Origin of the sequence: Psychrobacter sp. 28M-43 (assembly GCF_014770435.1) — a bacterium.
Taxonomy (GTDB): domain Bacteria; phylum Pseudomonadota; class Gammaproteobacteria; order Pseudomonadales; family Moraxellaceae; genus Psychrobacter.
In genome coordinates this window covers 434,623-450,978 of record NZ_CP061739.1, presented here as the reverse complement: position 1 = coordinate 450,978, position 16,356 = coordinate 434,623, and the positions used below count along the sequence as shown (strand labels likewise).

Below are 16,356 nucleotides of genomic sequence, written 5' to 3'. Positions count from 1 at the left end.
TTTAAGCTGCTAACCCTCATAATCACGAACTTGGTTACGTAGCTGCTGCTTGTATTCAGGCGTGATTGGTTCATTCTCTTCATCCAGCATAATCGCGTCCAGATCACTTGCCATCATATAAGCGATGCTCATCATGCTATCAAAGCTGCGCACGGCTTGTGGATGCGGCAATGACAAGAATACGACGACACCGTTATAGGTGTTGGTCGCGACACTATGCGGATCAAATGGTGCGATACCGCTATCAGTGATGCCCATCATGCTAAACCACAGCATACCCGTACCGTCTTTTTGCTCATAGCGATGGAACATATTCATCGCACCATAGCGTAGGCCGTATTTATCAATCAACGCTAACAGATCACGACCACGGATAATCGCCGCTGGACGGTCACGATATTGGTGCGGCAAGATGGTAATATTGATATTGTCTTTGGCATTGATCAACGGGCCGTTTTGCGCATCATCACCTGACTCTGATAGATGCTGATCCAGTATCGGGCTGTTGTCATCGAAGCTTGGCTCTTCTGCCGTATCAATGGTTGGCATCAGGCTATCGGTCGCTGACATTAGGCTAGAGAACGCATCAGGCTCTTGCTCGATATGCATCTGATCTGCGACTTCTACAAACTCAGCACTATCGGCACGGCGTTGCTCTTCTTGCCAGCGCGCGTAGTCGGCTTCATCGATGACGTCATGATCGTCAGCTGCTACATGGTCACGCTCAGCCGTTAGCTGGGCATCAACGTTGGTATGCGATTGCGTCAATGGCTCTTCTTCAACCACGGCATCCAAGTAGCTACGATCTGGACCGATGCTCGTCTCGCCTGCGACCGTATCATCAAGGTCTGGCTGATCAACGATGTTGCGCTCGTGACGCGGTATGATGGGAATACCATTTTTATCATAATTGACCGCAGCAGCTTCAGTAGCACCGCGGCGCTTAAAGCTACGAATGACCATAAACAGCCCTGCGAGCACGATAAACGCGGCAATGGCAATCAATATAAACTGAATAACGGTCATGATAAATACATCCTAGTATATATAACAAAAGGGAATACACAAACGAGCATAAATGGCAATATTCTAGCATGGCTGACCTATATCGTCACCACATTGTGTACTTTATAACCAGTATGCTGGACTGAGGTCAAGCTTATTTGCATTTATGCCAATTGATTGATTATATTTGCATCACGCTGATTCTCATAGCACTTTTAATGTCGACTATTTCACGCTTAGCTCTCTACGTAACGCGCAGCTTCATCAAGCGATACACTGACTAGTGTAGAAATGCCCGCACTTGGCATGGTAATACCTTTTAGCTCATCAGCAATTTGCATCGTTAATTTATTATGACTGATAAAGATAAACTGCAAATCATCTGCTAGCTCATGGATGAGACTGGTAAAGCGCGCAACGTTTGCATCATCAAGCGGTGCATCGACCTCATCAAGCACACAGAACGGTGCAGGGTGCTGCTTAAATATCGCAAAAATCAAACTCAATGCAGTAAGGGTTTTTTCACCGCCCGATAGTACCGCTAAGCGACTATTACGTTTTCCCTTCGGCTGCGCCATTAAGGTAAGCCCTGCCCGCCACTGTTCTGACTTTGGCGTATTGGCTGGCATCTCGTCAGTGTTCAACGTCAGGCTAGCCTGTCCACCGCCAAAGACCTTGGCAAATAAATTGGCTAGCTCATTATTGACCGCATCAAGCGTCTGCATAAACAGTGTCTTGGTCGTCTCATCAATAGAGGCAATCGCTTCAGTCAATGTCTGCATACTGGCCGCGATATCTGCCGTCTGCTGTGCGAGTGGCTCTAAGCGCTCGTTTACCTCAGCCAACTCTGCGACCGCTGCTAAATTGACTGGCCCAATCTTGCTCAACTGCTGGGTTAACTTAGCTCGCTCGGACTCTAGCTCAGCGATTTTGTCTGGACGGACACGGCGATCATGAGCGATAAAATCTGCTAGCAGGTTTGAGACGCTCATGCTTTGTTGCGGTTGCTCTGCTTGCGCTTTATATTTATAACTTACACGATAGTAGGCATCTAAAGCGCTTTGCGTATGCGCGCTAGCATCCTCTAACCGTGCAGCGCTTAATGCCAACTCAGTAGCATGACGGGCAAGCTCGCTTTGCTGCGTTTGCAATGTATTTTGCAACGTATCAAATGCTGTCTGCTGCTCAGCGTACGTTTGTTTTAATGCCATTAGCGCAGTATCGCGCTCGTTCAATAGCACTTGCTGCTCATCGCGCGTTACCTGTGCAGACTGCAAAGCTGCTTGTAGCTCTGGCAATTTAGCCTGCTGCTTCTCGTGACGCGTCTGTAGACTTTGCTCATTCTCTAACGACTTGTCGTGTTGCTCAGTTGCACGAGCCAGACTACTAACACTATGCTCCAAGCGCATCTCGTATTGCTGAATACGCAGCTGCAATGCTTGCCAAGCATCATCATCAGCTTGACGCGCACGGTTTAGCTCGCTGCGCTCAGCTTGCAGTTGCTGAGTTGTCGCTCGTGCTTCTACTATTTGCGGCGTTAGCGTAGCAATCTCGCTTTCAATGTGCTGTTGTTCTTGCTCAAGCGTCTGTTGCTCTTGTGCCAGTTCTTGCTTTTCCTGCTCAAGCGTTGCTTTATCAGCGTTTAGGCGTTGGCTATCCGCTTGCAAGCGCTCAGCGTTGGCTCGCTCGGTCGTCAGCTGCTGCTGGTATTTATGCTTATCACGGGTTAACTGCTCAGCTTGCGCACGCGTTTCTTCTAGACTAATCATCAGTGCGTCATAATCGCGCTGGTCTTTTGCAATAGATTTTTGCTGATCTTGTATTTTGCTTTCAAACTCATCAAGCAAGTCTTCTAACGCTTGTAGACGCGTACGCTGCTGCAAACGCTGCGTGAGAAATTGACTGCTGCTATCACTTTGACTATCTTGCGCTCCAGCGAATTTGCTTAAATTAATTGTTCCATGACGACTGATCAGCCAACCGTCTGCAGTAAGCAAAATAGTGGATGGCGGTAATGACTTTAATACATCAGTAAGTGTATCAATCTCATGCTGCTCACTGGTTTCAAACTGCGACGTATATATATAACATTGCTGCCATAGCGAGAGTAGCGGCTGAGTAATCAACTGCGATAATGGCAACACTTTATCAATCAAATTTTCTGGCAAGTCGCTGACAAAATCATGGTCACTGATGCTATTTTGCGCAGTAGGCAACCATAGGCTATGACTTGTCTCTATTAGAGCTTTATCGTTTGCACTGGCAGGTGTATTTTGTGCGGTTTGATAAGTCAGTAAGTCTTCAACGTCATGCTCAAGCGCTTGCCATAAGCTATTAGCTTGTTGAGAAATGCCGTTAGCATTATTAATGTCTGATTTCTTGATTTGATTGGCTTGTTTGTTAGCAGCCAGCATATGGCTATCTAGCCACAACGCCAAGATACTATCGAGTAGCGGCGCATGCTCCTGCCCCTTGGCACTTAGCTCAATCTGCTCACGTAGCGTTGCAATTGCTAACGGCTGATGATGTATGCCATCGCTATCTGCATTATCTGTCGCGGTGACTTTCGTATCTGCTGATTGCTGTTGTATAGGTTTCGGATGCAATATCTGATGCAGGGTATCGTATTCGCCTGCCAGTAGCGCATGACGCTTTTCATCATCGCTCAGCTCGCTCTGCTGTGCGCTTAGTCTCTGCTGCAAGCTGTGCGCTTGCGGCTGTATCTCGGACAAGCGTTCATCGACGGCTTCGTATTGACGCTCAACCTGCTGCAACTGTGTGTTTATCTCAGTGACTTGCTGTTCTAGCGCATGACTGAGATCTTGCACACCATCCGTCTTACTCACATCAGTACTGTCAAATGCAGATGGCGCTATAGACTGCTGTAATTGCAGCCACAGGTTTTGCCAGTTTTGCTCGCGGCGTTGCCATTTATCATAGCTTTGCTGATGGCGCTTTTGCGCTTGAGCGTTAATAGCTTGCTGCTGCTCAAGCGAACGGGCTTTATCTTGTAAGCGTGACAGATTGTTTTGCGCTTCATGCCACGCGCGCTGTAGTGGCTGCTCATTGCGCTTATAGTTATCGCGTTTATCTTTCAGCTCAGTCAGCTGCGGGCGTAACGCTTCTAACGCTTGATTCTGCTCAGCTTGTTCAGCGTTGAGCCGTTCGATATCAGCGAGTGATTGGTCACGCTGCTGAGCCAAGCCAGACAGTTGCTGCTCAATAGCGGTCAGCTGTGACTTAGCATCACTTAGCTTATGTTCCGCTTGTTGATAGCCAAGCTGCTGCTGATAATGAGCGCTTTGAGCATCGTCCTTGAGCCATTGCTCTTGATTGATACGAGCAGTGAGCTTGTCTTGCTGAGCTTTGAGCGTGTCGTAATCAGCTTGTAGTGTCGACACCTCAGTAGCACTACGTTCATGCGCTACTTTCTGCTGTTGATGCGTTTGCTTGGCTTGATAAAGCTGCTGGATAGCAAGCTGCTGCTCGATATCAGCCAGTGTTAAGGCGAGCTCTTCGTAACGCTGCGCACTAGCCGCCTGTTTAGACAGTGTTTTCTGTTGGCGTAGTAATTCGCTTTGCATATCGTGTAGACGCGCTAGATTGTCTTTTGTTTTCTCTAACTTCTTTTGTGTTTCTTCACGGCGAGCCTGATAGCGCGAGACACCTGCCGCCTCTTCGATAAACTCACGCAGCTGCACGGGACTAGACTCAACGATGCGCCCAATCATGCCTTGCTCAATCACCGCATAGCTACGTGCACCCAGCCCTGTACCTAAAAACACATCAACCACATCTCGGCGACGGCAACGCGTACCATTGATAAAATAATCTGAGCGGCCATCCTTATTTACCTGACGGCGAACCGATAACTCTTGATACAAGTTAAACTCGTGGCGAATACCAGTCTGCTCATCTTGAGTATGCTCAAAGGTCAGCTCGACACTGGCGACGCTTTTGGCTGTTTTATCTTGCGTACCTGCGAAGATAACATCGCTCATCGCCCCGCCGCGTAACTGCTTGGCAGAGGTTTCGCCCAGTACCCAACGGATGGCATCAATCACATTGGATTTGCCACAGCCGTTTGGCCCGACGATGGCAGTGATACCATGACGAAAAGTAAAAGTGGTTGGATTGGCAAAGGATTTGAAGCCTGCCAGCTTTAGAGATTTTAAACGCATGAAGAGTCAATAAACTTAGCAAAAACAGGCGGCTATTCTACCTGAAATTGTAGTAGGTTTTTAGGGTTAAACGGCTAACTGCATAAACGATTTTGATTCAAGGCTTTGATGGAACCCTCGTAGCAGTTTTTGCTCTACTTGGCAGACGCTATTTTCTGCTAAGTAGTGATTATTAAACTCGATAAAGGCTGACCAAGAGACACTTGCCACTTCTAAATGATCGACTATGTCTAACAGCTCTGGTCTTAGCAAATGCTGATATTTCCTTGGCCGTTTATGACACAGAGCCAGCTCCCGATCTACGAGCGTTTGCTTGTTTTGCTTTAGCGCGTCACCACCGATAAATAACAACAAAAACTTTGCCCCTTTTTCAATAAAGCCTTTTTCTAATAAATGCTCGTACATCAAGCAGTACTTTAGGATTGGGTCTGGGTTTTTCCGACCAGCGAGCTTTAACTCATTCGCTATCAGCACATTCGCCTGATGGTTATAGGCGAGGCTGTCCATGTACATCGCTTTTAGCTCTGTACTGTTTTCAAACATGCCGCTATTACCATGTGTCGACCATGATCCACTTGGCTCGAAGCTAATAAATTTACGATAAAACAAATCCAAGTAGACATCACTGCACAAACTCAAAAAGATATCGAATTCTTTATTTAGATAGTCTTCAGAAAAGAACGTTACGCGACGCACGGCTTCTCTCGCATTACAGATACCCATCGTTTGCGTTGAATACATCTCTAGCTGCTCAGTTTCATTCATTTTTGTATTGAGCTTTTTGATGACTGATTGCTCAATCTCTTCTATATTTTTGTCTTTTAACTCTGGGTGGGCCGCCCACTCAATGATTTGGCGTACGTATTGCTTTTTAGTGATGCCTAAAATACGCTGCGGCTCCCATGCCAAAAACTCTACCATATTAGAGAGACCTGTCGTCCATGATAACTGGTCTTTTAGATGATTCATTGAGCCGAAAACACGGCGGTATTTTTCTGCAGCTTTCATACTAATAATGTCTCACGGTTTGCTTACTAATTTTATAAAAACTCATTATTGCTATAAAACACCCAATCCACTCAACAACAACTGTCCTCCAGCAAATATCAATAATACGCCAAATGCGCGCTTAAGCATCAATGCGGGCAATACATGAGCGAGCTTGGCGCCCACCTTTGCCATCGCAAAGCTGGCGACTGAGATAAACAAAAATCCTGTGACATGGACAAATCCTATCGTGCCCTCGGGCAGATTGACCACGTCTTGACCGAACCAAGCAAAGCCTGCTGCTCCAGCCAGTGCAATTGGTAAACCACGTGCCGCTGACGTGCCGACCGATTGTTTCATCGGCAGCCCTGCCCAGTTCAAGAACGGCACGGTCAAGCTGCCGCCGCCAATACCAAAGATAGAGGACGCCATACCAATGCCAGTACCTGCACCAAACTGGATGCCGGCCGATGGTAACGGTTTACCCACCTGCTCTTTGTTTGAAAAGAACAGCATTTTTAGCGCAACCAATAGCGCACCGAAACCAATGATAGCCTGTAGCGCTTGCCCATCAATCATATCCGCGATACCAGCGCCGACCAAACTACCGATGACCAACCCAAGCGCCATCTTGCGCCATACTTCCCAGCGCACGCCGCCGCGCTTGTTATGTGCCGTCAGTGAGCTGATCGAGGTCACAACGATGGTCGCCAGTGACGTCCCGATGGCCAAATGGGTGATTACTTCTGGCGAAAAGTCATATGCGGTAAAAATCCAAACCAATGCGGGCACGATAATCATGCCACCGCCGACGCCAAACAAGCCCGCGCTGACACCGGCAAACGCGCCTGCAATCACAAACCACACATATAACATCATAGAACGAACCTTTTATAATACTGACTGGCGCTATAGTACTCACTAGCGCTTAGGCGTGCTTAATTGTATTTGCCAAATCTCAACGCGACCTTTATGCTGTTTACTCGGTACTGTCTGACCGCAATAATCGCTCAGTATATCAAAGTTTCCTTTAACCACATCGACTAAACTTATGCCGCCACTCACTAGTTTCTCTACCTACTTATCCGAGCTCAATCACCGTCATGTGGCTAGTAGTGCCTCGACCAATAGCGAGCTGATAGAAGCCTTGCAAAACGGATCGTTAGATGTCGCCACCGTACACGTTTTGACCGCGGAAACCCAAAGCGCAGGTCGTGGTCAGCACGGACGCTCGTGGCAGTCACCGCGCGGCAATGTCTATCTATCGCTATATCATCCCGTGCATATGCCGATCAGTGGTTTACTATCGCTCATCATTGGTCTTGAACTGGCTAAGATGCCTGTCATTCAAACTTTGAACGAGCAACTACAAGCGCAAAAGATGACGCCAATTGGGGTGAAATGGGCAAATGACTTGGGGTTTTATCCCACTCAAGAGGCTCATCTTGTACCATCGAATAACGCCGCTGCAAATCAGCGTACGCTACCCTTTAATAAACTGGCTGGGATTTTAATAGAGCCAGTGACGAAAGCTGGCAGGTTGGTCGGTGTGGTGCTAGGTATTGGCCTAAACGTACAGGCAGCACCAAAGCTCACTACGCAAACGTCAGAGGGCATGAGTTACCAAGCGATTAGCTTACAAGATATTAATGAGAGGCTACCTTTAGAGACACAATCTGCGCGCCTACCAGACCTACCAATGCTCTATCAACAGATGTGCAAAGCATTGATGGCGGCGATGACACGCTTTGAGCACTTGGGCATAGAGCAGCCAACGGGTCATACTTATTACTTAGATAGTTTTTTGGAGCAGTTCGCGATGATGGATGCGCTATCAGGTCTGCGCTTACGCGTCACGCAAGACTATAATAACGAAGAAAAAGTCGTGACGGGAATCGCTTGCGGTGTCGACACACATGGCTGTTTGCAATTGCGCCAAGATAGCGGTAAGATTTCTACGCTTTTTACTGGACGCATCGACGTTATTTATTAGGCTTAGACAACTATATTGATGAACACCATCATTAACGAGCACTATATAAAGGGACTTTTATGCTCTGGCTTGATCTTGGAAATACCCGCCTAAAATACTGGCTAACCGATGATATCGGACAAATAGTCGCGCATGATGCTAAGCAGCACCTGCAAGCACCTGCCGAATTACTTATGGGTCTGACCGATCGTTTTGAGCGTTATGCGCCTGACTTTATTGGTATCTCATCAGTATTGGGTGATAACCTTAATGCCAAAGTATCAGAGACGCTCAGTCGTTTGAATATTCCGTTTGAGTTTGTCCATGTCGATGCGGCGCACGCGCTGATGAAAAGTGCTTACGATGATCAGCAGCTCGGCTGTGATCGTTGGCTACAGATGCTGGGCGCGGTCGATAAGAAAAAACGCCAGTGTGTGATTGGTTGCGGTACAGCGGTGACTATTGATTTGATTGATCATGCTGAGCATTTGGGCGGTTATATTTTCCCCAGTATCTACCTGCAACGTGAGTCACTGTTTTCTGGTACTAAGCAAATCACTATCTCGAACGGTACTTTTGATAGCGTCAGTCAAGGCTTGACCACTCAAGACGCGGTGCATCGCGGTATTTTGCTCTCTATCGTCGGGGCGATTAATGAGATTAGCCATCGTCATCCTAATTTTGAGTTGATTATGACAGGTGGAGATGCAGCCATTATCTCCCAGCATGTTAATCGCCCAGTGCGCTTACGTGATGATTTATTATTAAATGGTTTGGCAAGGTATTTTGATTATCGTAATAAATCGTAGTCGATAATAGGTAACTTAGTAGCACGTTGTCACATTGTTATATTGCCACAAAAAAAGCAGCACGTTTTGAACGTGCTGCTTTTTTATTTTACTATTAGAAAATAGCTAACGTGTTTCTAGTTATTGCCACAATACTTTCTTATTTGGTCTCGTTAAACAGCTCACGACCAACTAGCATACGGCGGATTTCACTGGTGCCTGCGCCAATCTCATACAGCTTAGCATCGCGCCAGTAGCGACCAAGTGGATACTCATTGGTATAGCCATTACCACCAAATATTTGAATACCCTCGCCTGCCATCCACGTCGCTTTTTCGGCACACCATAGAATCACACTGGCGCAATCTTTGCGCACTTCACGACTATGACCCGCACCGCGCGCGTCCAACATATCGAGGTTTTTCCCGACAGTGTATAAGAAGCTACGACCGGCTTGCAGTATCGTATACATGTCCGCAACTTTACCTTGGATAAGCTGGAATTCACCGATCGCTTGACCAAACTGTTTACGATCATGGATATAAGGCACCACATTGTCCATCACTGCCTGCATGATACCGATAGGACCTGCAGCCAATACAGCGCGCTCGTAATCTAAGCCGCTCATCAGTACCTTAACGCCCTCATTTAGACCACCCAAGATATTTTCGCTTGGTACTTTTACATTATTAAAAGTCATCTCGCCAGTATGGCTACCGCGCATGCCGAGCTTGTCTAGCTTTTGCGCGGTACCAAAACCTTCCATACCTTTTTCAACGATAAAGGCCGTCATGCCTTTTGCACCCATCTCAGGATTGGTCTTGGCATAGACCACCATTACGTCCGCATCAGGACCATTGGTAATCCACATCTTGCTACCATTTAAAATATAGCTGCCGTCTTTCTCTTCTGCTTTTAGCTTCATGCTGACGACGTCTGAGCCAGCACCTGTCTCACTCATCGCCAATGCACCGATGAATTCACCGTTGATTAGTTTTGGCAGATATTTCTGCTTTTGTGCCTCAGAGCCGTTACGTTTGATTTGGTTAATACATAGATTAGAATGTGCGCCATAGCTCAGTGCTACCGATGCCGAAGCACGGCTAATCTCTTCCATCGCAACCATATGTGCGACGTAGCCCATGTTAGAGCCGCCGTACTCTTCAGGAACGGTAATGCCATGTAGACCGAGGTCACCCATTTTTTGCCATAGATCCATTGGGAATTCATCACTGCTATCAATCTCAGCAGCACGTGGAGCGATCTCGTTTGCTGCAAATTGCTGTACGACATCACGTAGGGCGTCAATATCTTCGCCAAGTTGAAAATTCAATCCAGGTAAACTCATAACCATTCCTTGTATTTTAATATTTAGTTTTCGAATTTTGATCTGTTTTTTAAAACCATATTATTTTCGATGTCATCTTTGATGTCATAGTCCATTCAATGTGAAAGTATGACAAGGTAACCGAGTGTAGATGTCTATCGAATACTTCAAACGAGGTTAACGCTGTCATACTTCTATAGTGGGTTGACTATCTACTTAAGACTGACGTTTATTAATGGCGTTTATTAATGATAGCACGTGCTACGTTTGAGCCATTTGGTCGCTTTAAAAATTCACTGATACGTTCGCCTGCCACGACCAATTTTTCCAAATCGATACCCGTGCTGATACCCATACCATGCAGCATATACACCACATCTTCGGTCGCGACATTGCCCGTTGCGCCTTTAGCATAAGGACAACCACCTAGGCCAGCGACAGAGGTATCAAATTCACTGACACCCATTTGTAGTGCGGCTAGCGTATTGCTTAGTGCTTGACCATAAGTATCATGAAAATGCCCAGATAGCATAGAGATATCAGCATACTCAAGTGCAGCTTGCAACGCTCGTTGTACTTTGAGCGGCGTACCCACACCGATCGTATCGGCAATGCCAATCTGCTCTGAACCGATCTCAATCAATCGCTTGGTGACATACGCTACTTGACTGGGGTCAATCTCGCCTTCATAGGGACAACCAACCGTACAAGAGATAACGCCACGTACCTTGATGCCTTGTGCTTTTGCTGCCGCAGCCACTGGTGCAAAACGCTCAATACTCTCATCGATACTACAGTTGATATTTTTTTGGCTAAAGGTTTCGCTGGCTGAGCCAAAGATGACGATTTCATCAGGGCGATGTACGATGGCATTTTCAAATCCGCGCATATTGGGCACCAGTACCGAGTAGCAAACGTCCGTCTGCCGCGTCGGTGCTAGTGCGTCGAGCAACGCGCTGTTATCACCCATTTGTGGCACCCACTTTGGCGAGACAAAACTGGTCGCTTCCAATTTTTTGACACCCGCCGAAATCAAATCATTAATGAGCGTTTGCTTAACTTCAGTCGGTACCGTCATGGATTCGTTTTGTAGTCCATCACGTGGACTGACATCAACAATGCTGACATGGCTTGGATACGAATGGCTCATACTTGTCGTCCTTTTTGCTATTTGCCCTTTTATGAGGCTTTTTTATTAGGCTTCGTCAGCTATGCGCTCTCACTATCGATGCGCAGTAGCTCATCACCATCAGCGACCAAGTCACCTGCTGCAAATAATAGCTCTGCCACCACACCATCTGTCGGTGCGGTAATCGTATGTTCGATTTTCATGGCTTCGATAACGGCAAGTGGTTCGCCTTTTTTCACAGTATCACCAACAGCTACTTTGAATGCAACCACTTGTCCTGGCATTGGTGACTTTAAACTGCCAACCGCTGCTGTGTCTTCACCCACATGTGCCATTACGTCGACAAGCCTAATTTCATCACGTCCGCTATCTGTGAATACGTAGACTGTCTCGTTATTTACCCAGCTTTGGGCACTGATACGTGCACCATCTAACCATAAGGTATGATTGTGTGTGTCACTGCTATCATAGCTGATCTGCCCTTCATAAACCGTTTCGGTCTGAGCCGCTACATTGATATTGCTATCATCCTGCGTATTCGCGATTTCTTTACCAATGACGAGCGTAAAACTACTGAGACTATCACCGCCTTTTTTGCTATCAGCACCACTCGCATTATGCCAATTACTGATGCGAGCACTATAAGCCTGCTCATCATAAACCAAGCTAAATGAACGAGTATAATCACTATAAGCACGGAAACCCGTTGGCTTGCTAAACGGATCTGAGCCCTGCATGGTCGCTTCACTCGCAAGCTGCTGCGTAATAGCAGTCACCACAAGCGTCGATAATTCAAGAGGATGCTGGTCAAAAAGCTTATCCTGCTCACGCTCTATCAATGCGGTATCAAGATTGGCTTTGCTAAATGAATCGGTATTTAAAATATAACGTAAGAATGCCACGTTGTTTGGTAGACCAACGATACGCGTCTGTGCCAATGCACGATCTAGTCTCGCCAACGCTTGCTCGCGCGTAGGAGCATGCACGATAAGCTTGGCAATCATAGAATCGTAAAAAGGACTGATCACATCACCCTCACGTACGCCATCATCGATACGCACATCGGTAATATTGAAGGTACTATGCTCAGGCTTTTGATAAGTGAATAAAGTCCCAGTCGCTGGCAAGAAATTGTTGTCAGGGTTTTCAGCACAGATACGCGCCTCAATTGCATGACCGTTGATAGCCAGATCGTCTTGTGATTTTGGCAATGGCTGACCCGCAGCGACCAATAGCTGCCACTCGACCAAATCCACACCAGTGATCGCTTCACTGACCGGATGCTCAACTTGCAAGCGCGTGTTCATCTCCATGAAATAGAAATTCATCGTGCCTTCACGCTGCTCAACGATGAATTCAACCGTACCTGCACCCACGTAATCAACCGCACGTGCTGCTTCGATTGCCGCTGTGCCCATCGCTTCACGCATGGCAGTATCGACACCGGGCGCTGGCGCTTCTTCTAATACTTTTTGATGGCGACGCTGTACTGAGCAATCACGCTCAAATAGATGCACATAATTACCATGCGTATCACCGAATACTTGGATTTCGATATGACGTGGTTTTAGCGCGTATTTTTCAACCAACACTTGATCATTGCCAAAACTGGTAATCGCTTCACGGCGACATGAATCTAACAGGTCAATAAAATCGCTGCTCTTTTCAACGATACGCATGCCTTTGCCGCCGCCACCTGCACTGGCTTTAATCAAGACAGGATAGCCAATGTCATCTGCCTGCTGTTGCAAAAACTGTGCGTCTTGATTGTCACCATGATAGCCCGGTATCAGCGGCACACCAGCTGACTCCATCAAGCGCTTAGACTCAGACTTGCCGCCCATAGCACGGATAGCTTCCGCCGATGGACCGATAAATACTAGACCAGCATCTTGGCAGGCTTGTGCAAAGTCTGCATTTTCGCTTAAAAACCCATATCCTGGGTGAATCGCTTGGGCGCCAGTCTCAAGCGCTATCGCAATAATAGCATCACCTTTGAGATAACTGTCTTTTGGTGCCGAACCACCCAAATAGATAGCCTCATCACAGACAGCCACATGTTTGGCCTCACGATCCGCATCGGAATAAACAGCAACGGTACTGACGCCAAGACGCTTAGCAGTCGCAGCCACTCGGCAAGCAATTTCACCACGGTTGGCGATTAGAATTTTAGAAAACATAACTATCCCTGTGTCTTGTCGTTGTTATTTGACGTCTTGTCTATTTACCCATTTGCCTATCATTGTTCTACTACTAGTTAGTCTGCCATTAGCCAATCAGGTTTACGCTTTTGCAAAAATGCTTGTACCCCCTCGCGGCCTTGCTTTGATGAGCGAATATCAGCGATACCTTTGACCGTGTCAGCAATAAGCTCATCTGTAATAGGTGCACCAGCGACATCGTGTAATAGCTGTTTGCAAGTTTTGACTGCATCTGGACTATTTTTGACGACCTTATTACAGAATGCAGCCACTTCATCAGCTAGCCATTCTTCGCTAACACGCTCATGGATAAAACCTAGCTGACGCGCCTTTTTGGCATCAAATACTTCTGCACTTAAGAAATAACGCTGCGCAGCTCTAGCACCTAGCGCTCGGATAACATAAGGACTGATAGTGGCAGGGGCTAAGCCCAAACGCACTTCACTCAGGCAAAAATTAGCAATTTTGACCGCAATGGCTACGTCGCAAACAGCAACTAAACCCATGCCACCTGCATAAACGTCGCCTTGAATAGCCGCAACTGTTGGCTTAGGGCATTCATAAATAGTCTTAAGCATTTGCGCCAATTTGTCAGCATCCGCTAGATTCTCTTCATAGCTATAATCCGCCATGGCACGCATCCAATTGAGGTCAGCGCCTGCACAAAACGCTTTGCCAGCAGCGGCTAGCACAATGACACGTACCTCATCATCAGCACCAAGCGTACTGAATGCATCGGTTAGCTCGGCTATCATTTCATCGTTAAAGGCATTACGTATCTCAGGACGATTTAACGTCACTGTAGCAACGTGTTGCTCCATTTTAACCAGTAGGCTTTTATAATTTTTATCACTATCTTTTTGCATAACTTTCTCTATATTTTTTATGTAAATACTTAAATAAACTCTTGGTCAATCCATAATGATGTTAGTACAAGGAAAACAACTGTAAATGTACAAACCATACTTCAAATGAAGTTGACGCAGTAGTCGCTTATTATGGGGAGACCTTAGAACTCCTACATTCTAAAGACACCAAACGTCGTCTCTTCAATCGGCGCGTTATACGCAGCGCTTAATCCTAAAGCCAATACACTGCGCGTATCAGCAGGATCAATTACGCCGTCATCCCACATACGTGCGGTGGCATAATACGGATGACCTTGCTCTTCGTACATTTCGCGAATCGGCGCTTTAAATGCCGCTTCGTCCTCATCGCTCCACGCTTCACCTTTGCGATCAAAGTTATCACGTTTGACCGTTGCCAGTACTGATGCAGCTTGCTCGCCGCCCATGACAGAGATACGGGCATTTGGCCACATCCATAAGAAACGCGGGCTATAAGCACGGCCACACATACCGTAGTTACCAGCACCAAACGAACCACCGACGATAACGGTGAATTTTGGTACTTTGGCATTAGCCACCGCCATTACCATCTTGGCACCATGACGAGCGATACCTTCGTTTTCGTATTTGCGGCCAACCATGAAGCCAGTAATATTCTGGAGGAATACTAATGGGATTTTGCGCTTACAGCACAGTTCGATGAAATGCGTCCCTTTTTGCGCTGACTCACTGAATAAGATACCGTTATTGGCAATAATACCAACAGGCATCCCTTCGATATGGGCAAACCCGCACACTAGCGTCGTACCAAAGCGTGCTTTAAACTCATCAAAGGCACTGTCATCAACGATACGGGCGATGATTTCTCTGATATCAAACGGCTTGCGCTTGTCCGTTGGAATCACACCATAGAGTTCTTTGGCATCGTAACGTGGCGGACGCGGTGTGATTTGATTAGGAATATTTTTTGTAGGGCGATTTAGGTGACTGACGATATTACGGGCAATCGATAGTGCGTGCGTATCGTTTTGCGCTAGATGATCGACCACACCTGATAGTCTAGTATGTACATCACCGCCGCCCAAGTCTTCTGCGGTAACCTCTTCACCCGTTGCTGCTTTTACCAGTGGTGGACCACCCAAAAATATCGTACCTTGCTCTTTTACAATAATGGACTCATCGCTCATGGCAGGCACATAGGCACCGCCAGCTGTACAGCTACCCATAACCACAGCAATCTGTGGAATGCCTGCCGCACTCAGATTGGCTTGATTAAAAAAGATACGGCCGAAATGCTCTTTATCAGGGAACACATCATCTTGATTCGGTAAGTTTGCACCACCTGAATCAACCAGATACACACATGGCAGATGATTTTCTTGCGCGATTTCTTGGGCGCGCAGGTGTTTTTTGACCGTCATTGGATAGTACGTGCCGCCTTTTACCGTGGCATCATTACAGACAATCATACATTCGATGCCATTGATACGGCCGATACCTGCAATCACGCCAGCCGCTGGAATCTCTTCGCCATACATATCATGTGCGGCCATCGGAGCCACTTCTAGGAACGGCGTGCCTACATCCAATAAACGCTCGACACGCTCACGTGGTAACAGCTTACCACGCGCTAGATGCTTGGCTCGTGCGCGCGCTGAGCCACCTTGGGCAACTTTACGCAAGTGTACATACAGGTCATCGACTATCTCTTGCATCGCGGCACTGTTTTGCTGAAAATCGCTTGAGTTTGGACTCAGTTTACTGGTTATGATAGCGCTCATGATATCCCTTTTTTCTTATACATAGATAGATACGTAGATGTGAGTAGCTTTTTATATAAATGATACTAACTGCTATTTTTAAGCGTTGCTCACATATAGTCGATTCAATTTAAAAGTAGTACAAGGCAACCGAGTGC

General features: G+C 46.8%; 11 protein-coding genes. 2 read left to right on the top strand and 9 right to left on the bottom strand.

Translation table 11 applies throughout. The features are described 5' to 3' along the window. Positions 1-9 precede the first annotated feature (9 nt). The 4 genes from IEE84_RS01895 to IEE84_RS01880 all read right to left on the bottom strand — a co-directional run bounded on the left by IEE84_RS01895 (position 10) and on the right by IEE84_RS01880 (position 7,049). The gene (locus IEE84_RS01895; RefSeq protein ID WP_191114706.1) at positions 10-1,026 is read right to left on the bottom strand and encodes a cell division protein ZipA; all 1,017 of its coding nucleotides are present in this window, start codon (positions 1,024-1,026) and stop codon (positions 10-12) included. A 215-nt stretch (positions 1,027-1,241) separates the two neighbouring features. Then, positions 1,242-5,186, bottom strand: coding sequence for an AAA family ATPase (locus tag IEE84_RS01890; RefSeq protein WP_191114705.1), 3,945 nt, complete (start codon positions 5,184-5,186; stop codon positions 1,242-1,244). Between the two features lie 66 nt (positions 5,187-5,252). Further along, entirely contained in the window at positions 5,253-6,194 is a 942-nt protein-coding gene (locus IEE84_RS01885; RefSeq protein WP_191114704.1) for a hypothetical protein, read from the bottom strand. A gap of 51 nt (positions 6,195-6,245) precedes the next feature. After that, positions 6,246-7,049, bottom strand: a complete 804-nt coding sequence (locus IEE84_RS01880) for a sulfite exporter TauE/SafE family protein (RefSeq protein ID WP_191115341.1) — start codon at positions 7,047-7,049, stop codon at positions 6,246-6,248. Positions 7,050-7,224: 175 nt separating this feature from the next. Between IEE84_RS01880 and IEE84_RS01875 the strand changes: the two genes are divergently transcribed. Both IEE84_RS01875 and IEE84_RS01870 read left to right on the top strand, forming a co-directional pair. Next, complete coding sequence (locus IEE84_RS01875; RefSeq protein ID WP_191114703.1) at positions 7,225-8,166, top strand: biotin--[acetyl-CoA-carboxylase] ligase; 942 nt, start codon at positions 7,225-7,227, stop codon at positions 8,164-8,166. Between the two features lie 59 nt (positions 8,167-8,225). After that, positions 8,226-8,954, top strand: coding sequence for a pantothenate kinase (locus IEE84_RS01870; RefSeq protein ID WP_191114702.1), 729 nt, complete (start codon positions 8,226-8,228; stop codon positions 8,952-8,954). Between the two features lie 139 nt (positions 8,955-9,093). On the opposite strand, the gene IEE84_RS01865 is transcribed toward IEE84_RS01870, so the two are convergent. From IEE84_RS01865 to IEE84_RS01845, 5 genes are all read right to left on the bottom strand, one after another. After that, complete coding sequence (locus tag IEE84_RS01865; RefSeq protein ID WP_191114701.1) at positions 9,094-10,281, bottom strand: isovaleryl-CoA dehydrogenase; 1,188 nt, start codon at positions 10,279-10,281, stop codon at positions 9,094-9,096. A gap of 211 nt (positions 10,282-10,492) precedes the next feature. Beyond that, the gene (locus IEE84_RS01860) at positions 10,493-11,410 is read right to left on the bottom strand and encodes a hydroxymethylglutaryl-CoA lyase (RefSeq protein ID WP_191114700.1); all 918 of its coding nucleotides are present in this window, start codon (positions 11,408-11,410) and stop codon (positions 10,493-10,495) included. Between the two features lie 59 nt (positions 11,411-11,469). Then, complete coding sequence (locus IEE84_RS01855) at positions 11,470-13,569, bottom strand: acetyl/propionyl/methylcrotonyl-CoA carboxylase subunit alpha (RefSeq protein WP_191114699.1); 2,100 nt, start codon at positions 13,567-13,569, stop codon at positions 11,470-11,472. Positions 13,570-13,646: 77 nt separating this feature from the next. Further along, the gene (locus IEE84_RS01850) at positions 13,647-14,456 is read right to left on the bottom strand and encodes an enoyl-CoA hydratase/isomerase family protein (protein WP_191114698.1); all 810 of its coding nucleotides are present in this window, start codon (positions 14,454-14,456) and stop codon (positions 13,647-13,649) included. Positions 14,457-14,608: 152 nt separating this feature from the next. Beyond that, positions 14,609-16,219, bottom strand: coding sequence for a carboxyl transferase domain-containing protein (locus IEE84_RS01845; protein WP_191114697.1), 1,611 nt, complete (start codon positions 16,217-16,219; stop codon positions 14,609-14,611). Positions 16,220-16,356 lie beyond the last annotated feature (137 nt).

Coding starts and splice junctions, on each gene's coding strand:
- IEE84_RS01895 (WP_191114706.1), bottom strand. CDS start 1,026: ATGACCGTTATTCAGTTTATATTGATTGCCATTGCCGCGTTTATCGTG.
- IEE84_RS01890 (WP_191114705.1), bottom strand. CDS start 5,186: ATGCGTTTAAAATCTCTAAAGCTGGCAGGCTTCAAATCCTTTGCCAAT.
- IEE84_RS01885 (WP_191114704.1), bottom strand. CDS start 6,194: ATGAAAGCTGCAGAAAAATACCGCCGTGTTTTCGGCTCAATGAATCAT.
- IEE84_RS01880 (WP_191115341.1), bottom strand. CDS start 7,049: ATGTTATATGTGTGGTTTGTGATTGCAGGCGCGTTTGCCGGTGTCAGC.
- IEE84_RS01875 (WP_191114703.1), top strand. CDS start 7,225: ATGCCGCCACTCACTAGTTTCTCTACCTACTTATCCGAGCTCAATCAC.
- IEE84_RS01870 (WP_191114702.1), top strand. CDS start 8,226: ATGCTCTGGCTTGATCTTGGAAATACCCGCCTAAAATACTGGCTAACC.
- IEE84_RS01865 (WP_191114701.1), bottom strand. CDS start 10,281: ATGAGTTTACCTGGATTGAATTTTCAACTTGGCGAAGATATTGACGCC.
- IEE84_RS01860 (WP_191114700.1), bottom strand. CDS start 11,410: ATGAGCCATTCGTATCCAAGCCATGTCAGCATTGTTGATGTCAGTCCA.
- IEE84_RS01855 (WP_191114699.1), bottom strand. CDS start 13,569: ATGTTTTCTAAAATTCTAATCGCCAACCGTGGTGAAATTGCTTGCCGA.
- IEE84_RS01850 (WP_191114698.1), bottom strand. CDS start 14,456: ATGCAAAAAGATAGTGATAAAAATTATAAAAGCCTACTGGTTAAAATG.
- IEE84_RS01845 (WP_191114697.1), bottom strand. CDS start 16,219: ATGAGCGCTATCATAACCAGTAAACTGAGTCCAAACTCAAGCGATTTT.